This is a genomic window from Streptomyces sp. NBC_01591, assembly GCF_035918155.1.
Classification (GTDB): Bacteria; Actinomycetota; Actinomycetes; order Streptomycetales; family Streptomycetaceae; genus Streptomyces.
Map to the genome: position 1 here is coordinate 3,954,037 of NZ_CP109327.1, position 23,978 is coordinate 3,978,014.

Sequence of the window (23,978 nt, forward strand, 5' to 3'; positions counted from 1 at the left end):
TTCCGGGGCAGCCCCTTCTGTTATTGCTCAGGCGCTCGGGGGCGTCCTCACACGTCCTTCGACATGTTCGGGCCCGCGCCGCCTGCCGCCTGCTCGATCGGGGGGACGTCGGGCAGCGCCGACTTCTCCTCGCCGCGGAAGGTGAACGCCTTCTCCTCACCCTCGCCCTCGGTGCCGACGACCACGATGTGACCGGGGCGCAGCTCACCGAAGAGGATCTTCTCGGAGAGGATGTCCTCGATCTCGCGCTGGATCGTCCGGCGCAGCGGCCGGGCGCCCATCACGGGGTCGTAGCCCTTCTTGGCGAGGAGCGTCTTGGCCTCGGCGCTGAGCTCGATGCCCATGTCGCGGTCCTTCAGACGCTCGTCCACCTTGGCGATCATCAGGTCGACGATCTGGATGATGTCTTCCGGGCTGAGCTGGTGGAAGACGACCGTGTCATCGACACGGTTGAGGAACTCGGGCCGGAAGTGCTGCTTGAGCTCCTCGTTGACCTTGTTCTTCATCCGCTCGTAGCCGGTCTTGACGTCGCCCTGGGCAGCGAAGCCCAGGTTGAAGCCCTTCGAGATGTCCCGGGTCCCGAGGTTGGTCGTCATGATGATGACCGTGTTCTTGAAGTCCACGACCCGGCCCTGGGAGTCGGTCAGGCGACCGTCTTCCAGAATCTGGAGCAGGGAATTGAAGATATCGGGGTGGGCCTTCTCGACCTCGTCGAAGAGGACGACGGAGAACGGCTTGCGGCGCACCTTCTCGGTGAGCTGGCCGCCCTCTTCGTAACCCACGTAACCGGGGGGAGAACCGAAGAGGCGGGAAACCGTGTGCTTCTCGCTGAACTCCGACATGTCGAGGGAAATCAGCGCGTCCTCGTCGCCGAAGAGGAATTCGGCGAGCGTCTTGGAGAGCTCCGTCTTACCGACACCGGACGGGCCGGCGAAGATGAACGAACCACCGGGGCGCTTCGGGTCCTTCAGACCGGCTCGCGTACGGCGGATCGCCTGCGAGAGGGCCTTGATGGCGTCCTTCTGCCCGATGACGCGCTTGTGGAGCTCGTCCTCCATGCGCAGCAGACGGGAGGACTCCTCCTCCGTCAGCTTGAAGACCGGGATGCCGGTCGCGGTGGCCAGGACCTCGGCGATCAGCTCGCCGTCGACCTCGGCCACGACGTCCATGTCGCCGGCCTTCCACTCCTTCTCGCGCTTGGTCTTCGCGGCGAGGAGCTGCTTCTCCTTGTCGCGCAGGGAAGCGGCCTTCTCGAAGTCCTGCGAGTCGATCGCGGACTCCTTGTCGCGGCGGACGCCCGCGATCTTCTCGTCGAACTCGCGGAGGTCCGGCGGCGCGGTCATCCGGCGGATGCGCATCCGGGAACCGGCCTCGTCGATCAGGTCGATCGCCTTGTCCGGCAGGAAGCGGTCCGAGATGTACCGGTCGGCCAGCGTCGCGGCCTGGACCAGCGCCTCGTCCGTGATGGAGACGCGGTGGTGGGCCTCGTAGCGGTCGCGCAGACCCTTGAGGATCTCGATGGTGTGCGGCAGCGACGGCTCCGCGACCTGGATGGGCTGGAAGCGGCGCTCGAGAGCGGCGTCCTTCTCCAGGTGCTTGCGGTACTCGTCGAGCGTGGTGGCACCGATGGTCTGCAGCTCGCCGCGGGCCAGCATCGGCTTGAGGATGCTCGCGGCGTCGATCGCGCCCTCGGCGGCACCCGCACCCACGAGGGTGTGGAGCTCGTCGATGAACAGGATGATGTCGCCGCGGGTGCGGATTTCCTTGAGGACCTTCTTCAGGCGCTCCTCGAAGTCACCGCGGTAGCGGGAGCCGGCGACCAGCGCGCCGAGGTCGAGGGTGTAGAGGTGCTTGTCCTTGAGGGTCTCGGGCACCTCGCCCTTGACGATGGCCTGCGCCAGTCCTTCGACGACCGCCGTCTTGCCGACGCCGGGCTCGCCGATGAGAACCGGGTTGTTCTTGGTGCGGCGGGACAGCACCTGCATGACCCGCTCGATCTCCTTCTCGCGCCCGATGACCGGGTCGAGCTTGGATTCGCGAGCGGCCTGGGTGAGATTCCGGCCGAACTGGTCGAGCACCAGGGACGTGGAGGGCGTGCCTTCCGCGGGGCCGCCCGCGGTCGCCGCCTCCTTGCTGCCCGAGTACCCGGAGAGCAGCTGGATGACCTGCTGCCGCACCCGGTTCAGGTCGGCGCCCAGCTTCACGAGGACCTGGGCGGCGACGCCCTCGCCCTCGCGGATCAGGCCGAGCAGGATGTGCTCGGTGCCGATGTAGTTGTGGCCGAGCTGAAGGGCCTCGCGGAGCGACAGCTCCAGGACCTTCTTGGCCCGGGGCGTGAAGGGGATGTGCCCGGACGGGGCCTGCTGGCCCTGGCCGATGATCTCCTCCACCTGCTGGCGGACCGCCTCGAGCGAAATCCCGAGGCTCTCCAGGGCCTTAGCGGCGACACCCTCACCCTCGTGGATAAGGCCCAGGAGGATGTGCTCGGTGCCGATGTAGTTGTGGTTGAGCATCCGGGCTTCTTCCTGAGCCAGGACGACAACCCGCCGCGCGCGGTCGGTGAACCTCTCGAACATCGTTAATCGCTCCTCAGAGCGGTCAGGCAGTAAGGGGTCGGTCCCCTCCCTGTCCTTCCGCAGCTTAGTCCCGCAAGCGGGGACCGCTCATTCCAACTGCCGACACCGTCCTTGGCCTCCTGCCCCGAACGCCGACAACTTCTCCAACCCGATGGTGCGAGACGTTGTTCCCGCAGGCCAGGCAGATACCCCTTTCGCCAGTACGCCCATGGCGAACGTGAGATGCCCGAACCTGCGTGTCGCCCCTCCCCACTAGGGATGTCTTACCCGCAATTACAGACAGTCCATGCGGCGCGCGCCGGTTCCCTCCGCTACGGGCGAACACATTCGCGCTCCCGAATGCGTCCCTACGCCCCCATCCCGGACACATTGCGCACCCGCGCGCGGACTCTGCGTAACTCCGGAGACGTCCGGGCCGTTCTCCCGGCATGGCCATCACCATCCCGCCTGCTGCGCTGTTGGTCACCGGCGAGCGCGAGAGCGGCGACTGCGCCCGCTGGGCACAGTGGTACGAACGCGAGCTCGGCTGGGCGACGGCGGGCACCGCACCGGTGCGGTTGCTGACCGGGCTGCGGTTCGACGTGCTCCAGGTTCCCGCGGCCGTCGGCCACGCGGCGCTGCGGCGGCTGGACCGCACCGGGCCCGTGGCGCTGTCGGGCGCGCGGATGAGCCTGCTGGTCGCGGTGGGAAGCGCCGACGAGCTGCCCGGGCTGCTCGACTGGCTGGAGTGGGGAGGCGTCGCCCTCTCGCTGACCGCCATCGGTGCGGGCGGCCGGATCACCGCGCCGGTGCCGCCGGGACGGATGGCGGGCCGGCCGGGGACCGCTGCATGGCTGCGGCCCCCCGGGCTACGGCACGAGGAAGGGTCGGAACTCCCGGCCCTCGCCGGCCTCGGGAGCAGGGGTGGGGGTGCTCCCGATCTCGTACGGCTGGTGGACGCGATGGCGACGGAATGCCACCGGGCCCGGTTGATGCGTGCCCGAACGGGGCCGTCGACGTATGGGTCGACGGCTCAGCCGTTGGCCTTCTCGTAAGCTTCGCGGATCTCCGCGGGAACACGGCCACGGTCATTCACATTGTGGCCGTTCTCGCGGGCCCACTTACGGATCTCGGCAGTGTCCTTGTTGCCACCCGCAACGGCGCGGCCCTTGCCACGGCCGGTCGCCGCGCGGCCACCCGTACGCCGACCACCCTTGGTGTACGGCTCAAGAAGACCACGGAGCTTGTCCGCGTTGCTCGTCGTGAGGTCAATCTCGTACGTCTTGCCATCGAGAGCGAACGTGACCGTCTCGTCCGCCTCGCCGCCGTCGAGGTCATCGACAAGAAGGACCTGAACCTTCTGTGCCACTGGATTCCCTTTCATCGAAAATGCAGTACGCGGAAAGGAAACCGCTTTTCCTCGAAAAACACAAACCCCCGGGAGAGGTTCGCGATCCCGGGAAGACGGGAAACATGCGCGATTCGGACATAGGGTTCCGGCTTCTTGTGGCGGTCACAGATGACGGTCACAGATGCAGAAGCATCCGACTGTTGCCCAAGGTGTTCGGCTTCACTCGTTCGAGACCCAGGAACTCTGCTACACCCTCGTCATAGGAACGCAGCAGCTCGCTGTAGACATCTCCGTCGACCGGTGTCTCTCCGATCTCCACGAAGCCGTGCTTCGCGAAGAAGTCGACTTCGAAGGTGAGACAGAAAACCCGTCGCACGCCCAGCCAGCGGGCGGTCTGCAACAACTTGTCCAGCACTTGATGGCCGACTCCCGCGCCCCTGATGCTGTGATCGACGGCGAGAGTACGCACTTCGGCGAGGTCTTCCCACATCACATGCAGTGCGCCGCAGCCGATGACACGGCCGTCCTCGTCGCGTTCCGCGATCCAGAACTCCTGGATGTCCTCGTAAAGCGTCACGGTCGCTTTGTCGAGCAGGATGCCTTCACGTACGTACCCGTCGAGGAGGCTGCGGACCGATACCACATCGCTGGTCCTGGCACGTCGGACTGTGATGGCCGTGCTTATGACCGCCGGTTCGGTACGGGAATCGGCTTGTGGAAGCTCTGGGGACATACCCCGACGCTATCGCCCGGCCTCCGGGCCCGCCCCATCGGCCGGATCCTCGGCCCGTTCGCGGGCCGGTTCATCCGCCCGTTCATCCGCCCGTTCATCGGCCCGTTCGCCGGACGGAGGCCCGGGGGCCCCGGAGAGGTTGGGCAGGACGATCCGCATGGCGTCCTGGAGGGCCTCGCGCTGCTCGGCGGACATCATGCCGAAGAAGGCGACGAGAGCGGCCGCGGGGTTGTCGCTGCGCGACCATGCTTCGTTCATCAGTGCGGCCGAGTAGGCGGCGCGGGTGGAGACCGCCGTATATCTATATGCGCGGCCGTCGACTTCCCTGCGTACCCAGCCCTTCTGATGGAGATTGTCCATTACCGTCATGACGGTGGTGTAGGCGATGGAGCGTTCCTGCTGAAGGTCCTCAAGGACTTCCCGCACGGTGACCGGACGGTTCCATTGCCAGACCCGTGTCATCACGGCGTCTTCCAGATCTCCCAATTGGCGGGGCACAATGTCACTTTAGTGCCAGATGCCTGGAATGACCGGTTTATTTGCACGGCAAAAGGGCGCACGACTCCTCAGGAGTCGTGCGCCCTTTGTCTACTGCGGAGCGCCGGGGTCAGGCGCTGTCGGTCCGCGGGGCCTGCTGGGCCGACTCGACGCGGCCGATCGCCAGGTCCACGGCCGCGTCCTCCTTGGCCTTGTTGGGACCGCCCTGGCTCTTGACGATCGTCACGACAAGGCCGATGAAGAAGGCGGCCATCACCACGGGGGGTACGAGCGCGGATACGTAGTCCATGCCGTCCAGAGTAGCGAGGCCGGTACGGACTTCCGCGCCGCCCCTCCGCCGGACAGGCCCTACCCCGCGACGCGCTGCTGCTGCGGCGGCGGGACCGGGCGGCGGCGGGGCGGGAAGACCTCCGAGGGCTTCGGCGCTGGGCGCCCGGACGGCCGGCCGGGCCGGGCCGGTTCGGCCGGGGCCTTGGGTCGTTCGGGTTCCGCGTCGGCGGCCCGGCCGCCGGGCAGGGCGAGGAGCCGGCTGCGCGGCGCGGGGGCCTTCGCCGAGGCGACGCGTCCGGCGAGGCGGGCCCGTACCGACCGCTCCGCGAGCATCCGGCAGCGCTCCAGGAGCGCCGCGGCCACCGGTCTGTGGCGCAGGGCTCGCAGCGCGGCGAGGTCGTCGGGGCGGGGGTCGTATCCGCCCGCCAGGGCGTCCTGGAGCAGCTCCAGGTAGCCGCTGACGGAGCCGGGGAGGGCATTGCGGTAGCGGACGAGGTCGGCGAGGAGGAACGTGCGCAGCCGTCCCGCCTCGCCGACCGCCTCGTCCACGGCACCGGCCAGCCGCAGGCAGTCCTGGACGTCCTCGTCCGGCAGGGGCATGGGGTGAAGGGCGATGGCGAGGGCGCGACGGAGCACACGCAGCTCGTCCGCGCTGAACGCCATGCCGCCGCGTGATCCGTAAGGCGTGGGCATGACGCGACAATACGTGCTAAATGGACAAAATCGGCTTAACTGGCCGTCGGCGGCGCGGCGGCGGCCCCCGTCCCCGAAGGCCGTTCCCGCAGGTACGGCCCGTATCCGCTACAGCCGGGACACGTTCCGCTCGTACACCAGGCGCAGGCCGATGAGGGTGAGCCAGGGCTCGTGCTCGTCGATGACGGAGGACTCGCCCAACACCATCGGCGCAAGGCCGCCCGTCGCGATGACGGTGACGTCCTCCGGGTCGGCCGCCAGCTCCTTCTTCATCCGTGCGACGACGCCGTCGACCTGGCCGGCGAAGCCGTAGATGATGCCCGACTGCATCGCCTCGACCGTGTTCTTGCCGATCACGCTGCGCGGCCGGGCCAGCTCGATCTTGCGGAGCTGGGCGCCCTTGACGCCGAGCGCCTCGACCGAGATCTCGATGCCGGGGGCGATGACACCGCCGGTGTACTCGCCCCGGGCGGAGACCGCGTCGAAGGTGGTGGCCGTGCCGAAGTCGACGACGATCGCCGGACCGCCGTACAGGTCGACGGCGGCGACCGCGTTGATGATGCGGTCCGCGCCGACCTCCTTCGGGTTGTCCATCAGGATCGGCACCCCGGTCTTGATGCCCGGCTCGACGAGGACGGCGGGGACGTCGCCGTAGTAGCGGCGGGTCACCTCGCGCAGCTCGTGCAGGACGGCCGGGACCGTGGAGCAGATCGCGATGCCCTCGATGCCGTCGCCCAGCTCCATGCCGAGCAGCGGGTGCATGCCCATCAGGCCCTGGAGCAGCACGGCGAGCTCGTCGGCGGTGCGGCGGGCGTCGGTGGAGATCCGCCAGTGCTCGACGATCTCCTCGCCGTCGAACAGGCCGAGGACGGTGTGGGTGTTGCCGACGTCGATGGTGAGCAGCATCAGGCGCCGGCCCCGTCGGTGTCGCGGAAGTCCAGGCCGATGTCGAGGATCGGCGAGGAGTGGGTGAGCGCGCCGACGGCCAGGTAGTCGACGCCCGCCTCCGCGTAGGCGCGGGCGGTGTCGAGGGAGAGCCGGCCGGAGGACTCCAGGACCGCGCGGCCGCCGACCAGGGCGACCGCCTCGGCCGTCTGCAGCGGGGTGAAGTTGTCCAGCAGGATCAGGTCGGCGCCCGCGTCGAGCACCTCGCGGACCTGCTGCAGGGTGTCGACCTCGACCTCGATCGGTACGTCCGGGAACTCGTCCCGTACCCGCTTGAAGGCCTCGGCCACGCCGCCGGCCGCGATGACGTGGTTGTCCTTGACCAGTGCCGCGTCCGACAGCGACATGCGGTGGTTGACGCCGCCGCCGCAGCGCACCGCGTACTTCTCCATGGCGCGCAGGCCCGGGGTGGTCTTGCGGGTGTCGCGGACCTCGGCCTTGGTGCCTTCGAGCACATCGGCCCAGGCGCGGGTGGCGGTCGCGATGCCGGAGAGCCGGCACAGCAGGTTGAGCGCGCTGCGCTCGCCGGTGAGCAGGTCGCGGGTGCGGGTGGTGACGGTCAGCAGCTTCTGGCCGGGGGCGACCCGGTCGCCGTCCTCGACGTGGCGCTCGACCGCGAACTCTTCCGTGCAGACGATGGACAGGACGGCCTCGGCGATGCGCAGACCGGCCACGACGCCCGCCTCACGGGCGGTGAAGTCACCGGTGGCCACGGCGTCCTCGGCGACGGTCGCGACGGTGGTGACGTCCACCCCGCCGTCGAGGTCCTCCTCGATGGCGACGTGCGCGACGTCCTCGACCTGGACCGGGTCCAGGCCCGCGTCGGCGAGGAGCTGGGCGAGGGCGGGGTCGAGGCCGCACTCCAGCGGGTCGAGCTCGTAGAACTCGTCCCCGCCGCAGCCGCAGCCGTCCCCGCAGCCGCCCGCGGACGGTGCGGGCGCGCCGATCTGGATCAGCGGTACGTCCACGGGTGTGGGGCGCGGATTCTCTTCGGGCGTGCTCACGGTTACGTCTCCTCGGTGACGTCGGCGGGGTGGGTCAGGGGTGCTGCTGCGCAGTCTGGTGCCTGCGCGGGGCGTACGGGCCCGAATGCCTCGGTCTCCGTCCGACGGAGGACCGGTTGACGCCCCGGAGCGATCCGCACGACGAGGTGGCGGCGCCAGTTCTCGTCGTCGCGCTCGGGCCGGTCCTCGCGCCAGTGGCAGCCGCGGGTCTCCTCACGCTGCCGGGCGGCGGCGACCAGGACGCGCGAGACGAGCAGCAGGTTGGTGGCCTCCCACGCCTCGACGCCGGGCACCGCGACCTTGGGCTCGTCCGCCTCCACGGCCAGGGCGGCGCTGTCGTGGAGGGCCTCCAGCTCGTCGGCGGCGGCGGCCAGGCTCTCCGCGGAGCGGAGCACTCCGGCACCCCGGCTCATGATGCGCTGGATCGTGGACCGGGCCTCCGGGGCGATCAGCGGGGAGGGCGCGCGGCCGTCGCCGGCCTCCGCGGCGCCCGCGCTGGGCCGGTCCTCGACGATGTCCGCCGCGATGCGCTCGGCGAAGACGAGGCCCTCCAGGAGGGAGTTGGACGCCAGCCGGTTCGCACCGTGCACGCCGGTGCAGGCGACCTCGCCGCAGGCGTACAGGCCGGGCACCGTCGTACGGCCCCGCAGGTCGGTGCGGATGCCGCCGGAGGCGTAGTGCGCGGCGGGGGCGACCGGGATCGGCTCGGTGACCGGGTCGATGCCGTGGGCGCGGCAGGCCGCCAGGATCGTGGGGAAGCGCTGCTCCCACATCTCGGCGCCGAAGTGGCGGGCGTCGAGGTACATGTGCTCGGTGCCGTGCAGTTCCATCCGGCGGGTGATGCCCTTGGCGACGATGTCGCGCGGGGCCAGCTCCGCCAGCTCGTGCTGTCCGAGCATGAAGCGGGTGCCGGACGCGTCGACGAGATGGGCGCCCTCGCCCCGTACCGCTTCCGACACCAGCGGCTGCTGGCCCTCGGAGCCGGAGCCGAGGAAGAGGACCGTCGGGTGGAACTGGACGAACTCCAGGTCGGAGACCTCCGCGCCGGCCCGCAGCGCCAGCGCCACGCCGTCGCCGGTGGAGACCGCCGGGTTGGTGGTGGCGGAGAAGACCTGGCCCATGCCACCGGTGGCGAGGACCACCGCGGGGGCGCGGACCGCGCCGACGCCGTCGTGCTGGCCCTCGCCCATGACGTGCAGCGTGACGCCCGCGGTACGCCCCTCGGCGTCGGTGAGGAGGTCCAGTACGAGCGCGTTCTCCACGGTGTGCAGGGCGGCTTCGCGGACCGCCTCGACCAGGGCGCGGGAGATCTCGGCGCCCGTCGCGTCGCCGCCCGCGTGGGCTATGCGGCGGCGGTGGTGGCCGCCCTCACGGGTCAGCGCGATGTCGCCGCTCTCCGTGGTGTCGAAGTGCGCGCCGGTCCCGATCAGCCGGCGCACGGCGTCCGGGCCCTCGGTGACCAGGGTCCGGACCGCCGCCTCGTCGCACAGACCCGCGCCCGCGACCAGGGTGTCGTCCAGGTGCTGCTCGGGGGTGTCGCCCTCGCCGAGGGCGGCCGCGATGCCGCCCTGCGCCCAGCGGGTGGAGCCGTCGTCGAGACGGGCCTTGGTGACGACGACGGTGGCGAGGCCCGCCGCCGCACAGCGCAGTGCGGTGGTGAGACCGGCCACGCCGGAGCCGACCACCACGACGTCGGCGTCGATGGACCAGCCGGGGGCGGGGGCGGTCAGCCGTATTCCGGTCACGTGGTGGCTCCGAAGGTCAGCGGGATGTTGTCGATGAGCCGGGTCTTGCCGACCCTCGCGGCGACGGCGAGGATCGCCTTACCGGTGGTGCGGTCGTCGGGGATCTCGGTGAAGTCGGCCGGGTCCACGAGCGCCAGGTAGTCCAGGGCGAGCGGGGGCTGTCCGGCCGCCGCGTCGTCGAGGATCAGGAGCGCGGCCGCCCGTACCGCGGAGGGGCCGTCGACCGGGCGGGCCAGGGCCACGGCCTGGGTGTCGGCGGCGGCGCGGGCCTCGCCGAGCGCGGTGAGCGCGGCGGCCCGGCCGGTGGTGGCCGAGGTGGTCTGCGCGCGGGCGTGCAGCGCCTGCTGGGCGGCGAGCCGGTCACGGGCGGCGAACAGGGCCCGGGACAGGGCGAGGGCGGTGTGCCGTTCCTCCGCGTCCAGGAAGCGGTTGCGGCTGGAGAGCGCGAGGCCGTCCGGCTCGCGGACCGTCTCCACGCCGGCGATCTCCACGGGAAAGTTCAGATCGCGCACCATGCGGCGGATCAGCGCCAGCTGCTGGGCGTCCTTCTGCCCGAAGAACGCGACGTCGGGGCGGGTGAGGTGGAGGAGCTTGGCGACGACGGTGAGCATGCCGTCGAAGTGTCCGGGGCGCGAGGCCCCTTCGAGCCGCTCGCCCATCGGGCCCGCCGAGATCCGGACCTGCGGTTCGCCACCGGGGTAGACCTCGTCGACGGACGGCGCGAAGACCGCGTCCGCCCCGGCGGCGCCCGCCACGGCGAGATCGGCGTCGAGCGTACGGGGGTAGCGGTCCAGGTCGGCGGCCTCGCCGAACTGGAGCGGGTTGACGAACGCGGTGACGACCACCTGGCCGTCGGGGCCCGCGGCCGCGCGTGCGGCGCGGATCAGGGTGGCGTGGCCCTCGTGCAGGGCGCCCATGGTCATGACGACGGCCCGCACTCCCTTGAGCGGGGCGGACGCGCCGAGCTCGGCCGCGGTACGGAGAAGGGCGGCCGCGGGGGGCGCCTGCGGCGCGGCGGGGCGCGGGGTGCCGGCCTTGCCGGCCTTGCCGGTCGTGTCGGCCTTGCCGGTCGTGTCGGTCGTGTCGGTCGTGTCGGCCTTGCCGGTCGTGTCGGTCATCGGGGCTCCTGTGATCCGGTGCCGCCTGTGGTGCCGGTGCCCGTGCCGTCGGCCAGGACCCCGAGCAGGTCCTCGGCCAGCTCCGGCTTGAGCATGCCGTGGGCGAGTGCGCGGTCGGCGGTGGCGCGGGCCATCGCGACGTATCCGGCCACGGTCTGCGGGGCGTGCCTGCGCAGCTCGCCGATGTGTGCGGCGACCGTGCCGGCGTCACCGCGGGCCACGGGGCCGGTCAGCGCGGCGTCGCCGGAGCGCAGGGCGTTGTCGAGCGCGGCGCCGAGGAGGGGGCCGAGCATCCGGTCGGGGGCGGCGACCCCGGCCGTACGCAGCAGCTCCATCGACTGGGCGACCAGGGTGACCAGGTGGTTCGCGCCGAGGGCGAGCGCCGCGTGGTAGAGCGGACGGGACTCCTCCGCGATCCATTCGGGCTCGCCGCCCATCTCGATGACCAGCGCCTCGGCGGCGAGCCGCAGCTCCTCGGGGGCGGTCACGCCGAAGGAGCAGCCGGCCAGCCGCTGGACGTCGACAGAGGTGCCGGTGAACGTCATCGCCGGATGCAGGGCGAGCGGCAGGGCGCCGGCCCGCAGCGCCGGGTCCAGGACCTGTGTCCCGTACCGCCCCGAGGTGTGGACGATCAGCTGTCCCGGCCGCACCGCACCGGTCTCGGCGAGGCCCTCGACCAGGCCGGGCAGCGCGTCGTCGGGGACGGTCAGCAGCACCAGCTCGGCGCGCGCGAGGACCTCGGCGGGCGGCACCAGCGGTACGTCGGGCAGCAGCGCGGCCGCCCTGCGCACGGATGCGTCGGAGACGCCCGACACGGCGACCGGCCGGTGCCCGGCGAGCTGCAGGGACGCGGCGAGAGCGGGGCCGACACGGCCCGCGCCCACGACGCCGACCGTGAGGCGGGCGGGGCGGTTCCTCGCGTCGAGGGGGTCATGGGGGGCTGTTGCATTCACGCGGCGGTGGCCTTCCGTTCCAGTCCGCGGGGGGTACCGGACGATTCCTCTGCATGCTACGCCAGCGTTTCGCCCGGACTCCTGGCCGTCCACAGCCTGTGGGAAAAGTCCGGGCGGGGTGCGCGGCCCGGAGCCGGGGGCGCCCGTAAATCGTGCGGGTCCGGGCTGCGCGCTGCGTGATGATCGTCCCATGACAGACACAGCAGACACGGACGAGCAGTCGCAGAAGGTGGACGAGCAGTCGCGGTCGACATCGCCGGGTGATCAGGAGGAACAGGGGGATGCGCAGCGGCTGCGCAGGATCAACGCCTGGCGCGCGGCCGATCGGGCCCTGGTCAGGGCGCCCATGCACCTCTCGCTCGGTGAACGGCTGGCCGCGCTGGCGGCCGGGGCCGGGTCCGTCACCGATCTCGACCGCCCCGCGGACATCTACGGCGACGGCGTCGTCGCCGAGCTGGAGGAGCGGATCGCGGGCCTGCTGGGCATGGAGGCCGCCGCGTTCTTCCCGACCGGGACGATGGCGCAGCAGGTCGCGCTGCGGTGCTGGGCCGGGCGGACCGGCAACCCCACGGTGGCACTGCACCCCCTCGCCCACCCCGAGGTGCACGAGCGCGGCGCGCTGGGGGCGGTGAGCGGGCTGCGTACCGTCCACCCGACGTCCGATCCCCGGCTGCCCACGGCGCAGGAGATCCGCGACTTCGACGAGCCGTTCGGCACGCTGATGCTGGAGCTGCCGTTGCGCGATGCCGGTTTCGTCCTGCCTACGTGGGAGGAGCTGGAGGCCGTGGTGGCGGCCGCACGGGAACGCGATGCGGTGGTGCACGTCGACGGCGCGCGGCTGTGGGAGTGCGCCCCCCACTTCGGGCGGGAGCTGCCGGAGATCGCGGCGCTCGCGGACAGCGTGTACGTGTCGTTCTACAAGACCCTCGGCGGAATCTCCGGGGCCGCGCTGGCCGGTCCCGGGTCACTGATCGAGGAAGCCCGCACCTGGCGCCACCGGTACGGCGGGCAGCTCTTCCAGCAGTTCCCCGCGGCGCTCGCCGCACTGATCGGCCTCGATCAGGAGCTGCCGCGGCTGCCTTCGTACGTGGCGCAGGCGAAGGTGGTGGCCGGGGCGCTGGCGGAGGGCTTCGCGGCGGCCGGCGTCGGGTGGTTCCGGGTGCATCCGGAGCCGCCGCACACGCACCAGTTCCAGGTGTGGCTGCCGTACCGGGCGGATGTCCTGACGGAGGCTGCGGTGCGGCAGGCGGAGGAGACGGGCGTGGTGCTCTTCCACCGGTGGCACCCCGCGGCTGCCGGGCCGCCCGGAACGTCGTTCACCGAGGTGACGGTGGGGCGTGACGGGCTGGAGTGGACCGCTGAGGACGTACGGGGCGCGGTGCGGGAGTTCGTGAAGCGGCTGGCCTAGGGCCAATACCGGTAACCGGTATTGGGCCTAGGGCCCTTCGTCCGGATCAGGCCCTAGCAGGAGCCCGCGCCGGACGGGCTGGAGTTGCCGCACCGGCCGGAAGGACCGGAGCGGCCGGAAGGACCGAAAGTGCCGGAACCGCCGGCGCCGCGGCTCCGGGTGAGCAGGGACCGCAGCGCCGCCCGCAGGCGACCGCGCGCCGGGCGGCCCGCGATCACCGCGTCGAAGCGGCGCCGGTCGCGTGCCTCGCGCACCACTCCCCAGTCGTGCCGGCCCGGCAGCGGCGGCGGCACTTCTCCCCGCTGGGCTGCGCGGTAGCTGTCGATCATGTGCTGCTGAATGGCGTCCATGGCCACAGCGTGTGCCGGTCCCGGCCCGCCCCGCCCGCCGATTGACGACCACCGTCAAATGGCGCGATACCTCCCGCGGGCACCCCGCACTATGGAGGGGTGAGCGTGCACATCGACATCGCCGGGCTGACGCCCGACCGCATCGTCTTCGAGACCTCCCCCCTCGCCGAGCTGGGGCTGGCCCTGCATGCCCTCTCCGAGCCGGGGCACCACCCGGGCCTGCACGGCTGGGCGACGGCGACCTCCAGCGCACTGGAGCCGGACCTCGCCGACCGGCTGCACGAGGCCGATTTCCTGTGGCGCCACACGTTCTCGGACGTCTTCATGCCGTTCGCCGGGGTCCGCGGCGGCAACGGCAGGACGGGGGCGAACCTCGCCGAGGACCTCGACATCCTCGACCGGCTCGACGACGAGCGGTTCGTCGCCGCCGCCCTGGAGTTCACCTGCACCAGCCGGTACGGGCTCGGCGCGCCCTCCCCCCTCACCGATCCGACGATGCGCGCCCGCGCCCTGGAGATGGCGGCGGCGCGCGGCCCCCGGCAGGTGGAGTTCGCCCAGCAGCTGCTGGCCGGTCCGGCCCCCGTGCGCCGCTGGGTGCGGCGCCTGTTCGAGGACTGCGACCGGGCGTTCTTCGCGGACACCTGGCGCCGGGTCCAGGTCCAGCTGGCCGCCGACGCCCGGCACAAGAACGACCTGCTGCGGCGCAAGGGGCTCGGCGAGGCGATGGCCGCGGTGTCCACGGCGCTGACCGTCGACGAGGCCGGGACCCGGATCAGCGCCGACAAGCTGACCGAGGGCCGGACCAGCGCCGTCGGCCCCGGTCTCACCCTCATCCCGTCCACCTTCGGCTGGCCGCACCTCAACCTGCTGCACGCACCGGGCTGGCGCCCGGTGATCCACTACCCGGTGCACCAGCCCGAGCTGCCCTCCCCCGCATCCGTGGAACTGCTCCAGCTGCGCATGGAGGCGCTGGCCCACCCGATGAGGATGCGTCTCTGCCGCCACCTCGCCCGCTCCCCGCACACGACCGGCCAGCTCGCCGATACGCACGGCATCACGGCGCCCGAGGTCTCCCGGCATCTCGCGGTGCTGAAGAAGGCGGGCCTGGTCACCACCCGGCGGCGCGGCCGGTACGTACTGCACCAGCTGGACCTGACCTCGGTGGCGCGGCTCGGCAGCGACTTCCTGGAAGGCATCCTGCGCTGAACCGCCGCCGGGCCGCTCCGGTCAGACCGCCCCACCACCGGCCCGGACCAGCCCCGTCTCGTACGCGAGGACCACGACCTGCACCCGGTCGCGCAGGTTCAGCTTGGTGAGAATGCGGCCGACGTGCGTCTTCACGGTCGCCTCGGAGAGCACCAGGCGTGCCGCGATCTCGCCGTTCGACAGGCCCTGGGCGACCAGCAGCATCACCTCGCGTTCGCGTTCGGTGAGCTTGGCGATGTCCTTGTGCTGCGGTTCGCTGGTGCCGCTCGGCAGCAGCGGGGAGAAGCGGTCGAGCAGCCGGCGCGTGGTGGACGGGGCGACGACGGCGTCGCCGCTGTGCACGGAGCGGATGGCGGCGAGCAGCTCGGCGGGCGGCACGTCCTTGAGCATGAAGCCGCTGGCCCCGGCCTTCAGCCCGGAGAAGGCGTACTCGTCGAGGTCGAACGTGGTCAGGATGAGCACCTTGGGCGCGTCCGGCTGCGCGCAGATGCGCCGGGTGGCCTCGACACCGTCCAGCCTCGGCATCCGCACATCCATCAGCACCACGTCGACGGCGGTGGAGCGCAGGTTCTCGATCGCCTCCGCGCCGTCGCCGGCCTCGGCCACGACCTCCATGTCCGGCTGGGCGGCGAGCACCATCCGGAAGCCGGTGCGCAGCAGCACCTGGTCGTCGACGAGCATCACGCGGATCGCCATGAGGTGTCCTGTCTCCTGTCTGTCCTGCGAAAGGTCCGAAGATCTAGTGGGCCGGCTTGAGCGGCAGCAGCGCACTGATCCGGAAGCCGCCGCCGGGGCGCGGCCCGGCGTCCAGCGTGCCGCCGACCATGCCGACCCGCTCGCGCATACCGATCATCCCGTGGCCCGCGCCGTCGGCGCCGCCGTCCTCGTACAGCTCGTGCGCCGCGCCCCGGCCGTCGTCCTCGACCAGCAGTCCGAGCCCGTCGTCGAAGTAGACCAGACGCACGCTGGCCCCCGCGTCCGGGCCGCCGTGCTTGCGGGTGTTGGTCAGGGCCTCCTGCACGATGCGGTACGCGGTCAGCTCGACCCCGCTGGGCAGCGGGCGCGGGGTTCCCTCGATCTTGAAGTCGACGGCCAGGCCGGTCTGCCTGACCTGTTCGATCAGGTCCTCGATCTGGTCCACATCGGGCTGCGGGACGTACTCCCCGCTCTCCTGCGCATCGCCCGTCCGCAGCACCCCGAGCAGCCGCCGCATCTCGGCGAGCGCCTGCCTGCCGGTGCTGGAGATGGTCTCCAGGGCCTGCTTGGCCTGGTCGGGGGCCGCGTCCATGACGTACGCCGCACCGTCGGCCTGCACCACCATCACCGACACGTTGTGCGCGACGACGTCGTGGAGTTCACGGGCGATACGGGCCCGCTCGGCCGCCACCGCGACCTTCGACTGCGCCTCGCGCTCCCGCTCCAGTCGGGCGGCGCGCTCCTCCAGCTGGTCGAAGTAGGCGCGCCTGGTCCGCATCGAGTCGCCGAGCACCCACGCAAGCACGAACGGCACGGTCAGCACGACGACGATGAAGGTCTCCTCGGCCCAGCCGGCCCGCAGCCCCTCGCCCGGCCAGCGCAGCTTGGACAGACCCGCCGCGCACAGGCTGCAGACCAGCGCGAGCCAGGACGCCCAGCGCTCCCCGACGGTGGCCACGGTGAAGACGATCACCAGCATGGCGAAGTTCATGACGCCGGGCCCGAACCCGGTGACCAGCTGCGCCACACCCATCACGATGGCGAGCAGCAGCATCTTCTCCGGCGCACGCCTGCGCAACGCCACGACGAGGCAGAAGCCGAGGGTGATCGGAACGGCGGCGATGCGCTCCATGCCGCTCTTCGGGATGGCCACCATGGACATGCCGGAGAGCCCGAGGAGGACGACGGCCCAGAAGCTGTCGACGCCCGTCGGGTGCCTGCGGATGAAGTCGTAGAGGCGCTGCACGTAACCCAGCGTAGGGACAGGCAATGGGCGCACGGGTCAGCCGAAGGGCCGATCCGGCTCCTGGGACCGTACTCCCCAAGGTGGAGACTTGGATACGTGACGGATGAGTGGCGTGGGTGGCAGGCGGCAACAGAGACCGCTTTGTACGGGGACGGGGGGTTCTACCGGAGCCCCGAAGGGCCGGCGGGCCACTTCCGTACCTCCGTCCACGCGTCCCCGCTCTTCGCCTCCGCCGTCGCCCGGCTGCTGGTCAGGACGGCACGGGAACTGGGAACGGGCTCGGTCGACCTGGTGGACCTGGGCGCCGGGCGGGGCGAGCTGCTGACGGGGGTGCTTGCGGCGCTGCCGGCCGAGGGCGCCGACGGGCTCGCCGTACGGGCGTACGCCGTGGACCTCGCCGCCCGTCCGCCCGGCCTGGATCCCCGGATCGAGTGGTGCGCCGAACCGCCGCCGCGGACGTACGGCCTGCTGTTCGCCAACGAGTGGCTGGACAACGTCCCGACCGAGGTCGCCGAGACCGACGCGGACGGCGTCGACCGGTATGCCCTCGTCCGGGCGCAGGACGGTACGGAACGGCTGGGTGAGCCGGTGACCGGGGCGGACGCCGAGTGGCTGCGCCGCTGGTGGCCGTCGGCCGGGCCGGGCAGCCGCGCGGAGATCGGCCGCCCCCGCGACGAGGCCTGGGCGCGGGCGGTGTCCACGCTGGCCGGGGGGCTCGCCGTGGCAGTGGACTACGCCCATGCGCGGGAGGCGCGGCCCCCCTTCGGCACCCTGACCGGCTTCCGGGCCGGCCGCGAGGTCCGGCCGGTGCCGGACGGCAGCTGCGACCTCACCTCGCACGTGGCGCTGGACGCGTGCGCGGCGGCCGGGTCCGGGGCCGGCGCACCGCCCGAGCTCCTGAGCCAGCGCGAGGCGCTGCACCGCCTCGGGGTCGACGGCGAACGCCCGCCCCTGGCCCTGGCGTCGACCGACCCGGCCGGCTACGTACGGGCGCTCGCCTCGGCGGGCGAGGCGGCGGAACTCACGGCCCGGGGCGGCCTCGGCGACTTCGGCTGGCTGATGCAGCGCAGGGGCTGAGAACGGGGCCCGCGGCCCTGGGCTCGGAACCCCGGCGCGTTCACGCGATACTGGCCGCATGACGGAGACGACAGTCGGCATCGGCGGCGCGGCGGAGAGCACCGACATGGTGCTCAACATCGGTCCCCAGCACCCCTCCACCCACGGCGTGCTCCGACTGCGCATCGTCCTGGACGGCGAGCGCATCCAGCACGCCGAGCCGGTCATCGGCTACATGCACCGCGGCGCGGAGAAGCTGTTCGAGGCCCGCGACTACCGGCAGATCGTGATGCTCGCCAACCGCCACGACTGGCTGTCGGCGTTCTCCAACGAGCTGGGCGTCGTGATGGCCGTGGAGCGCATGCTCGGCATGGAGGTCCCGGAGCGCGCGGTCTGGACCCGCACCCTGCTCGCCGAGCTGAACCGGGTCCTGAACCATCTGATGTTCCTCGGTTCGTACCCGCTCGAACTCGGCGGGATCACCCCGGTGTTCTACGCCTTCCGCGAGCGCGAGGAGCTCCAGGCCGTGATGGAGGAGGTCTCCGGCGGCCGGATGCACTACATGTTCAACCGCGTCGGCGGCCTCAAGGAGGACCTCCCGGCCGGGTGGCTCGGCCGCGCCCGGGACGCCGTCGCCTCGGTCCGGTCCCGGATGGACGTCTACGACGACCTGGTGCTCGGCAACGAGATCTTCCGGGGCCGCACCCGCGACGTGGGCGTGCTCTCCGCAAAGACCGTGCACGCGTACGGGGTGTCCGGGCCGATCGCCCGCGCCTCGGGCGTCGATTTCGATCTGCGGCGCGACGAGCCGTATCTCGCGTACGGGGAGCTCCAGGACACCCTGAAGGTGGTCACCCGCACCGAGGGCGACTGCCTGGCCCGCTTCGAGTGCCTGCTGGAGCAGACGCACAACGCCCTGGACCTCGCGGACGCCTGCCTGGACCGGATGGCCGACCTGGCGCCCGGCCCGATCAACCAGCGGCTGCCCAAGGTGCTGAAGGCCCCCGAGGGTCACACCTACGCCTGGACCGAGAACCCGCTCGGCATCAACGGCTACTACCTGGTGTCCCGGGGCGAGAAGACCCCGTACCGGCTGAAGCTCCGCTCCGCCTCGTACAACAACATCCAGGCGCTCACCGAGCTGCTGCCGGGCACGCTGGTCGCCGACATGGTGGCGATCCTGGGCTCGCTCTTCTTCGTCGTCGGCGACATCGACAAGTAGCGGCCGCCGTCCCGGGGCCCGGGACGGCCACCACCTGGCTACGAGATCGCGCTGCGCAGCTCCGCCACGTCCAGCTGCTCGGTCTCGTCGTGTGCGGTCAGGTCGATGACCTCGCCGACGACCCGGTTCTCGGCCGTGCCCGTACGGTGTGCGGCCAGCGCCTCCTCGCCCACCACGTCGGCGAGGTCCTCGTTCTGCACGGACTCGATCGCGGCGCGCGCCGCCTTCTGCGTACCGAAGAAGTCGAAGCTGCCCTGCGGCACCGGATGGCGGCGGGACGCCGCGTACGGGGCGACTGCGGTGGCGGCCGGTGCGGTGCGCGCCGGGGGCAGCGCGGCGGACGGCCGGGTCGCGGGCAGAGCGGCCGGCGGGCGCAGGTGCTGCGCGCCGGTCGGGTTCTCGTCCGCGGCGTGCTTGCCCTGCCGCTCCTCCGCCTCCCGGGACCGCTCGGCGAGATCACGCTTCCTGGCCTGCTCGGCGGTACGGCGCGCCTCCTGGAGCGCCCCGTTGCGCGAGAGGTCCTCCAGCGCCTGGGCGGCCCGTAGATAGGCGGCCGGCGTCGGGGTGCTGCGTGCGGCGGGCAGCTCGCGGGGCGCGGCGGCGGCCTCGATGGCGAGCTGCCTGCGACCCTCCAGCGCGCTGGCCCGCTCGGTCTCGGCGTTGGCGTACCGGCGCAGCAGCGCGGCGTGCTCCCCGCGCAGGTTGGCGAGCTCCACGCGCTTGCGGCGCAGCTTCGTCTCCAGCCTCGCGCGCAGCTCCCGCGACTCCTCCAGGTCGGACTCCAGCTCGGCGATCCGCTCCTCGGCCCGCCATTCGTCACCGGCACGGGCCCGCGTCAGCTCCGCGACCCGACGGCCGGCCTCCCGGTCCCAGCTGCGCATCAGATACGCACCGGTCACGGCGGCGGCCGCCGCGGCGGCCGCCAGCCCCCGCAGGACCAGGGGCTCGGCGAGCAGCCAGGTGCTTCCGGCACAGAGAACCGAGACTCCGACGACTGCCGACGGCGGAAGGATTCTGTGCAGAGGTGGCGAATGGCGATGACGTCCACGTGGCATGGCCTGAAATTTACCGTGTGTACGGGGCACTTGGGGGACCGCCTGCCAATCTGTTCCCTCCCGGTTACCTGACGGCCCCCATTCTCCCGCCCGACGGCCCCATTCCCCCCGATTCCTACTTCAGGACGAGGCTCTCCGAGCGCAGATACTCCGCGGCCACATCCGCGGGCTTTGCGCGCTCCGCGTCGACCTTGCGGTTCAGTTCCGCGAGATCTTCGGTGGTGAGCGCCTTGGTGAGCTTCCCGAGCGCGTCGGCAATGTCCTGCGAACCTGCGTCCTCGGCATTGAGGACCGGCAGCACGTTGTCGGCGTTCTGGAGCTTCTTGTCGTCCTCCAGGAACACCAGGCCGTAGCTGTCCAGCACCGCGTCCGTGGTGGTGGTGAGGACCAACTGGTCCTTGCCGTCCTTGACCGCCTGCTTGGACTGCGGCGTACCGACTCCCTTGGGGTCGATTCCGGTGACATCGATGCCGTACGTCTTCTTCAGACCCGGTGCGCAGAACGGCCGCACCTCGCACTCGTCACCGGCGGCGATCTTCACTGCGACCTTCGACCTGCCGAGGTCGGAAAGGGTCTTGAGCTTGTTCTTCTCTGCGAATTCCTTCGTCACCGCGAAGGCGTTCTGGTCGACGGCCGCGCCGGCCGGGAGCACCTTCAGTCCGCGCGGGGTGGCGAGCTTCTCCAGCGCGGCGACCGTGGCCGCCGTGTCTCCGGAGGCGACCGGCGCCTTCTCGGCCTTCTTCGTGCCGTTCACCTTGGCATTGAGGAATTCGGCGATCGTCGCGGCGTATTCGGGGACGACGTCGATCTCGCCCTTCTCCAGGGACGGCTCGTACAGTTCCCGGTTCGCCACCGTGGTGATCGAGGTGCTGTATCCGGCGTTGCGCAGAATCTGCGCGTACAGCTCCGCGAGCACCTTGGACTCGGTGAAGGAGGCCGCGCCGACGACGAGCGAACCCTTCTTGCCGGAGCCCGTGGCTCCGGAGGACGCCGAGCCCGACTTGTCCTTGTCCTTCTCCAGGCTGTCGCCGCCGCAGGCGGCGAGCGAGCCGGCCAGCGCCACCATGCCGATGACCGCGCCGGCTATGCGCGAGGTCCTGCTCATTGTTGTTCTCCGTCCACAGCAACAGGTCTGAATGGGATGAGATTGCGCCGTCATGCCGTCCGGCGGCGGCGCAGCGGCGACAGCAGCCGGTCCAGGCCCACCAGCACCGCCTCCACCAGCAGCGCGAGCACGGCGACCAGCACCGCCCCCGCGACCACCTGCGGCGTGTTGTACGTGTTGAACCCGGCAGTGATGATCCGGCCGAGGCCGCCCTGGCCGACCATCGCGGCGATCGTCGCCGTGGCGACCACCTGGACCGCGGCGGAGCGCAGCCCGGTCATGATCATCGGGTAGGCCAGCGGGAGCTCGACCCGTACGAAGAGCTGCCGTCCGGACATCCCCATGCCGCGCGCCGCCTCCGTCACCGACCGGTCGACCTCCGTCATCCCGACGTAGGCATTGGTCAGCAGCGGCGGCACGGCGAACAGCACCAGCGCGATGACCGTCGGCACGTATCCGGCGTTGCGCAGCGGCGAGACCATGAAGAGGGCCAGCACCGCGAAGACCGGGATCGCCCGCCCCACGTTGGAGAGGTTGACGGCCAGCGTGCCCCCCTTCCCGATGTGCCCCAGGCACAGCGCGACCGGCAGCGCGACCGCGCACGCCAGGGCGAGCGAGACGCCGCTGACGTACAGATGCTCACCGAGCCGGTGGGCCGCGCCGCTCTCCCCCGACCAGTTGGCGCCGGTAGTGAGCCAGGTCCAGGCCTCGCCGAGAACTCCCATGGGTCAGACCGCCTTTGCCACGGTGTCCGCGCCCGCGTGCGCGGCCCGTATTCGGGTCCAGGGGGTCAACAGCCGCTGCACACCGAGCAGCAGCAGGTCCGCGACGACCGCGAGCAGTACGCACAGGACCGAGGCGGTGAGCACCTGGGCCTTGAAGAAGCTGGGGAGCGCGTCTCCTATGAGGTTGCCGAGGCCGCCTCTGCCGATGATCGAGCCGACCGTCGTCAGCGCGATCGTGGACACCGTGGCGATCCGCACACCGGCCATCAACGCGGGCATGGCCAGCGGGAGTTCGACCTCCCACAGCAGCCGCACCGGCCCGTACCCCATCCCCTTCGCGGCTTCCTTCGCCTCCTGGGGAACGGCTTCCAGGCCCGCCATGATGTTCCGCACGAGAATGGTCAGCGAATACAGCACCAGACCGGTGACCACCAGCGCGGCGGAAAGCCCGAACAGCGGCAGCAGCAGCGAGAACATGGCGAGCGAAGGCACGGTGTAGAGGACCGTCGTCAGTCCGAGGACCGGTCCGGCGAAACGGCGGCCGCGGCGCGCGAGCAGCGCCAGCGGAAAGGCCACCAGGAGTCCGATCGCCACCGAGACCGCGGTGATCCAGATGTGCTGGACCGTCGCATCGGTCAACTCCTGGCTGCGGGAACGGAGATACTCCGCGCAGATCCAGTCGTTCGTCACCAGGCAGTTCTGTCCCGCGGCCATCCGTCCCCACCTCCCGGTCACCGCTTCGTACGTATGCCTGGTGACCCTATCCTCGACCACTGACAATCGCCGGGGCCGTTGTATTTCAGCAACACGTCCTTCACAGAACACGCGCCACAATGGGGAACCATGATCCGTTTCGAGCACGTCACCAAGCGGTACGCGGACGGCACCACCGCCGTCGACGACCTTTCCTTCGAGGTCGCCGAGGGTGAACTGGTCACGCTCGTCGGACCGTCGGGGTGTGGCAAGACAACCACCATGAAGATGGTGAACCGGCTGATCGAACCGACCGAGGGCCGGATATTCCTCGACGGGGACGACATATCCGCCATCGACCCCGTCCGGCTGCGCCGCCGTATCGGTTATGTGATCCAGCAGGTGGGGCTCTTCCCGCACCGTACGGTCCTGGAGAACACCGCGACCGTCCCCCATCTCCTGGGCTGGAAACGGGGAAAGGGACGTGAACGCGCGGCCGAACTCCTCGACCTTGTCGGACTTGACCCTTCCGTTTATGGCGACCGCTATCCGGAACAACTCTCCGGCGGTCAGCGCCAACGCGTCGGCGTGGCAAGGGCGCTGGCCGCGGACCCGCCGGTACTGCTGATGGACGAGCCTTTCGGCGCGGTCGACCCGGTCGTACGGGAACGGCTGCAGAACGAATTCCTGAAACTTCAGGAACAGGTCCGTAAAACCGTCCTGTTCGTCACGCACGACATCGAGGAAGCGGTCCGTCTCGGCGACCGGATCGCGGTCTATGGGCAGGGTTCCATCGAGCAGTTCGACTCCCCGGCCACCGTGCTCGGCGCGCCCGCCACCCCCTATGTCGCGGACTTCGTCGGCGCCGACCGCGGCCTCAAGCGGCTCTCCGTCACCCCCATCGAGGAGGGCGACCTCGACCAGCCGCCCGTCGTCCACCTCGACGACTCCCTGGCGAAGGCGACCGAGCGGCTGCGGGCCGAGGGCGCGCGCTGGGCCGTCGTACTGGACGGCCAGGACAACCTGCACGGCTGGATCCCGGCCGACGGCTCCGCCGCCGCGGCCAAGGGCACGGTGCGCGCGCACGCCCGCAGGATGGAGGCGTGGCTGCCCGTCGGCGCCCCGCTCAAGCAGGCGTTCGCCACCATGCTCCAGCACGACGCGGGCTGGATCGCCGTCATCGACGCCGAGAGCACCGGCCGGTTCCTCGGTGTGCTCACCCCGGCCCGGCTGCACGAGGCGCTGCGCCGCTCGATCGACGCGGATGCACAGCAGGTCCCCCGCGCCGAGGTGGCGGTCGAGACCGTGGAGAGCGTCACCAACACCGCCGCGCGGTGAGCCGGGAGCCGTC

General features: G+C 71.2%; 24 protein-coding genes. 6 read left to right on the forward strand and 18 right to left on the reverse strand.

Features of this window, described 5'->3' with window-relative positions:
- Positions 1 to 47: 47 nt before the first annotated feature.
- Positions 48 to 2,576: an ATP-dependent Clp protease ATP-binding subunit gene (locus OG978_RS18320; RefSeq protein WP_326766271.1), complete on the reverse strand. Its 2,529-nt coding sequence runs from the start codon at positions 2,574 to 2,576 to the stop codon at positions 48 to 50.
- A gap of 428 nt (positions 2,577 to 3,004) precedes the next feature.
- Here OG978_RS18320 and OG978_RS18325 point away from each other — a divergent pair, with 428 nt between their 5' ends.
- Positions 3,005 to 3,610 carry an SCO3374 family protein gene (locus OG978_RS18325; RefSeq protein WP_326766272.1) on the forward strand — a complete coding sequence of 202 codons (606 nt, stop codon included), beginning with the start codon at positions 3,005 to 3,007 and terminating at the stop codon, positions 3,608 to 3,610.
- Here OG978_RS18325 and OG978_RS18330 read toward each other — a convergent pair.
- The 10 genes from OG978_RS18330 to OG978_RS18375 form a co-directional block, all read right to left on the reverse strand.
- Positions 3,589 to 3,924: a histone-like nucleoid-structuring protein Lsr2 gene (locus OG978_RS18330; protein ID WP_326766273.1), complete on the reverse strand. Its 336-nt coding sequence runs from the start codon at positions 3,922 to 3,924 to the stop codon at positions 3,589 to 3,591. The genes OG978_RS18325 and OG978_RS18330 overlap by 22 nt on opposite strands.
- Before the next feature lie 157 nt (positions 3,925 to 4,081).
- Positions 4,082 to 4,639, reverse strand: coding sequence for an amino-acid N-acetyltransferase (locus tag OG978_RS18335; protein WP_326766274.1), 558 nt, complete (start codon positions 4,637 to 4,639; stop codon positions 4,082 to 4,084).
- Between the two features lie 9 nt (positions 4,640 to 4,648).
- Positions 4,649 to 5,137 (reverse strand): BlaI/MecI/CopY family transcriptional regulator, encoded by a 489-nt coding sequence (locus tag OG978_RS18340; RefSeq protein ID WP_326766275.1) that lies wholly within the window; start codon positions 5,135 to 5,137, stop codon positions 4,649 to 4,651.
- Positions 5,138 to 5,246: 109 nt separating this feature from the next.
- Positions 5,247 to 5,426, reverse strand: a complete 180-nt coding sequence (locus tag OG978_RS18345) for a hypothetical protein (RefSeq protein ID WP_326766276.1) — start codon at positions 5,424 to 5,426, stop codon at positions 5,247 to 5,249.
- Between the two features lie 59 nt (positions 5,427 to 5,485).
- Positions 5,486 to 6,070: a hypothetical protein gene (locus OG978_RS18350; protein ID WP_326770069.1), complete on the reverse strand. Its 585-nt coding sequence runs from the start codon at positions 6,068 to 6,070 to the stop codon at positions 5,486 to 5,488.
- 138 nt (positions 6,071 to 6,208) lie between these two features.
- Positions 6,209 to 7,006, reverse strand: a complete 798-nt coding sequence (locus OG978_RS18355; RefSeq protein WP_266417696.1) for a type III pantothenate kinase — start codon at positions 7,004 to 7,006, stop codon at positions 6,209 to 6,211.
- The gene (gene nadC, locus OG978_RS18360) at positions 7,006 to 8,049 is read right to left on the reverse strand and encodes a carboxylating nicotinate-nucleotide diphosphorylase (RefSeq protein ID WP_326766277.1); all 1,044 of its coding nucleotides are present in this window, start codon (positions 8,047 to 8,049) and stop codon (positions 7,006 to 7,008) included. The genes OG978_RS18355 and nadC overlap by 1 nt, the downstream gene beginning before the upstream one ends.
- A gap of 2 nt (positions 8,050 to 8,051) precedes the next feature.
- Positions 8,052 to 9,794, reverse strand: coding sequence for an L-aspartate oxidase (locus tag OG978_RS18365; RefSeq protein ID WP_326766278.1), 1,743 nt, complete (start codon positions 9,792 to 9,794; stop codon positions 8,052 to 8,054).
- A complete protein-coding gene (panC, locus tag OG978_RS18370) occupies positions 9,791 to 10,912 on the reverse strand; it encodes a pantoate--beta-alanine ligase (RefSeq protein WP_326766279.1) in 1,122 nt (373 codons plus the stop codon). Before panC ends, OG978_RS18365 begins: the two co-directional genes overlap by 4 nt.
- Positions 10,909 to 11,865: a Rossmann-like and DUF2520 domain-containing protein gene (locus OG978_RS18375; RefSeq protein ID WP_326766280.1), complete on the reverse strand. Its 957-nt coding sequence runs from the start codon at positions 11,863 to 11,865 to the stop codon at positions 10,909 to 10,911. The genes panC and OG978_RS18375 overlap by 4 nt, the downstream gene beginning before the upstream one ends.
- Before the next feature lie 190 nt (positions 11,866 to 12,055).
- Here OG978_RS18375 and OG978_RS18380 point away from each other — a divergent pair, with 190 nt between their 5' ends.
- The gene (locus OG978_RS18380; protein WP_326766281.1) at positions 12,056 to 13,273 is read left to right on the forward strand and encodes a threonine aldolase family protein; all 1,218 of its coding nucleotides are present in this window, start codon (positions 12,056 to 12,058) and stop codon (positions 13,271 to 13,273) included.
- 53 nt (positions 13,274 to 13,326) lie between these two features.
- On the opposite strand, the gene OG978_RS18385 is transcribed toward OG978_RS18380, so the two are convergent.
- Entirely contained in the window at positions 13,327 to 13,623 is a 297-nt protein-coding gene (locus OG978_RS18385) for a hypothetical protein (RefSeq protein WP_326770321.1), read from the reverse strand.
- A gap of 105 nt (positions 13,624 to 13,728) precedes the next feature.
- Here OG978_RS18385 and OG978_RS18390 point away from each other — a divergent pair, with 105 nt between their 5' ends.
- Complete coding sequence (locus tag OG978_RS18390; RefSeq protein ID WP_326770070.1) at positions 13,729 to 14,829, forward strand: DUF5937 family protein; 1,101 nt, start codon at positions 13,729 to 13,731, stop codon at positions 14,827 to 14,829.
- A gap of 21 nt (positions 14,830 to 14,850) precedes the next feature.
- On the opposite strand, the gene OG978_RS18395 is transcribed toward OG978_RS18390, so the two are convergent.
- Positions 14,851 to 15,525 (reverse strand): response regulator transcription factor, encoded by a 675-nt coding sequence (locus OG978_RS18395; RefSeq protein ID WP_326766282.1) that lies wholly within the window; start codon positions 15,523 to 15,525, stop codon positions 14,851 to 14,853.
- Between the two features lie 43 nt (positions 15,526 to 15,568).
- Positions 15,569 to 16,771 carry a sensor histidine kinase gene (locus OG978_RS18400; RefSeq protein WP_326766283.1) on the reverse strand — a complete coding sequence of 401 codons (1,203 nt, stop codon included), beginning with the start codon at positions 16,769 to 16,771 and terminating at the stop codon, positions 15,569 to 15,571.
- A gap of 96 nt (positions 16,772 to 16,867) precedes the next feature.
- On the opposite strand from OG978_RS18400, the gene OG978_RS18405 reads away from it, so the two are divergent.
- Both OG978_RS18405 and OG978_RS18410 read left to right on the forward strand, forming a co-directional pair.
- On the forward strand, positions 16,868 to 17,848 hold the full coding sequence (locus OG978_RS18405; protein WP_326766284.1) for an SAM-dependent methyltransferase: 981 nt from the start codon (positions 16,868 to 16,870) through the stop codon (positions 17,846 to 17,848).
- A 58-nt stretch (positions 17,849 to 17,906) separates the two neighbouring features.
- Positions 17,907 to 19,049 (forward strand): NADH-quinone oxidoreductase subunit D, encoded by a 1,143-nt coding sequence (locus tag OG978_RS18410; RefSeq protein WP_326766285.1) that lies wholly within the window; start codon positions 17,907 to 17,909, stop codon positions 19,047 to 19,049.
- A 38-nt stretch (positions 19,050 to 19,087) separates the two neighbouring features.
- On the opposite strand, the gene OG978_RS18415 is transcribed toward OG978_RS18410, so the two are convergent.
- The 4 genes from OG978_RS18415 to OG978_RS18430 all read right to left on the reverse strand — a co-directional run bounded on the left by OG978_RS18415 (position 19,088) and on the right by OG978_RS18430 (position 22,648).
- On the reverse strand, positions 19,088 to 20,104 hold the full coding sequence (locus OG978_RS18415) for a hypothetical protein (RefSeq protein WP_326766286.1): 1,017 nt from the start codon (positions 20,102 to 20,104) through the stop codon (positions 19,088 to 19,090).
- A 115-nt stretch (positions 20,105 to 20,219) separates the two neighbouring features.
- Positions 20,220 to 21,209 (reverse strand): ABC transporter substrate-binding protein, encoded by a 990-nt coding sequence (locus OG978_RS18420; RefSeq protein ID WP_326766287.1) that lies wholly within the window; start codon positions 21,207 to 21,209, stop codon positions 20,220 to 20,222.
- 50 nt (positions 21,210 to 21,259) lie between these two features.
- Complete coding sequence (locus OG978_RS18425; RefSeq protein ID WP_326766288.1) at positions 21,260 to 21,934, reverse strand: ABC transporter permease; 675 nt, start codon at positions 21,932 to 21,934, stop codon at positions 21,260 to 21,262.
- A gap of 3 nt (positions 21,935 to 21,937) precedes the next feature.
- Positions 21,938 to 22,648: an ABC transporter permease gene (locus tag OG978_RS18430; RefSeq protein WP_326766289.1), complete on the reverse strand. Its 711-nt coding sequence runs from the start codon at positions 22,646 to 22,648 to the stop codon at positions 21,938 to 21,940.
- Positions 22,649 to 22,777: 129 nt separating this feature from the next.
- Here OG978_RS18430 and OG978_RS18435 point away from each other — a divergent pair, with 129 nt between their 5' ends.
- Positions 22,778 to 23,965, forward strand: a complete 1,188-nt coding sequence (locus OG978_RS18435) for an ABC transporter ATP-binding protein (protein WP_326766290.1) — start codon at positions 22,778 to 22,780, stop codon at positions 23,963 to 23,965.
- Positions 23,966 to 23,978: the final 13 nt, after the last annotated feature.

Excerpts from the sequence above, each read along its gene's own strand:
- OG978_RS18425 (WP_326766288.1), bottom strand. The coding sequence starts at position 21,934 with ATGGGAGTTCTCGGCGAGGCCTGGACCTGGCTCACTACCGGCGCCAAC.
- OG978_RS18380 (WP_326766281.1), top strand. The coding sequence starts at position 12,056 with ATGACAGACACAGCAGACACGGACGAGCAGTCGCAGAAGGTGGACGAG.
- OG978_RS18350 (WP_326770069.1), bottom strand. The coding sequence starts at position 6,070 with ATGGCGTTCAGCGCGGACGAGCTGCGTGTGCTCCGTCGCGCCCTCGCC.
- OG978_RS18415 (WP_326766286.1), bottom strand. The coding sequence starts at position 20,104 with ATGCCACGTGGACGTCATCGCCATTCGCCACCTCTGCACAGAATCCTT.
- OG978_RS18435 (WP_326766290.1), top strand. The coding sequence starts at position 22,778 with ATGATCCGTTTCGAGCACGTCACCAAGCGGTACGCGGACGGCACCACC.
- OG978_RS18430 (WP_326766289.1), bottom strand. The coding sequence starts at position 22,648 with ATGGCCGCGGGACAGAACTGCCTGGTGACGAACGACTGGATCTGCGCG.
- panC (WP_326766279.1), bottom strand. The coding sequence starts at position 10,912 with ATGACCGACACGACCGGCAAGGCCGACACGACCGACACGACCGACACG.
- OG978_RS18420 (WP_326766287.1), bottom strand. The coding sequence starts at position 21,209 with ATGAGCAGGACCTCGCGCATAGCCGGCGCGGTCATCGGCATGGTGGCG.
- OG978_RS18385 (WP_326770321.1), bottom strand. The coding sequence starts at position 13,623 with ATGGACGCCATTCAGCAGCACATGATCGACAGCTACCGCGCAGCCCAG.
- OG978_RS18355 (WP_266417696.1), bottom strand. The coding sequence starts at position 7,006 with ATGCTGCTCACCATCGACGTCGGCAACACCCACACCGTCCTCGGCCTG.
- OG978_RS18320 (WP_326766271.1), bottom strand. The coding sequence starts at position 2,576 with ATGTTCGAGAGGTTCACCGACCGCGCGCGGCGGGTTGTCGTCCTGGCT.
- OG978_RS18410 (WP_326766285.1), top strand. The coding sequence starts at position 17,907 with ATGACGGAGACGACAGTCGGCATCGGCGGCGCGGCGGAGAGCACCGAC.
- OG978_RS18395 (WP_326766282.1), bottom strand. The coding sequence starts at position 15,525 with ATGGCGATCCGCGTGATGCTCGTCGACGACCAGGTGCTGCTGCGCACC.
- OG978_RS18345 (WP_326766276.1), bottom strand. The coding sequence starts at position 5,426 with ATGGACTACGTATCCGCGCTCGTACCCCCCGTGGTGATGGCCGCCTTC.
- OG978_RS18325 (WP_326766272.1), top strand. The coding sequence starts at position 3,005 with ATGGCCATCACCATCCCGCCTGCTGCGCTGTTGGTCACCGGCGAGCGC.
- OG978_RS18335 (WP_326766274.1), bottom strand. The coding sequence starts at position 4,639 with ATGTCCCCAGAGCTTCCACAAGCCGATTCCCGTACCGAACCGGCGGTC.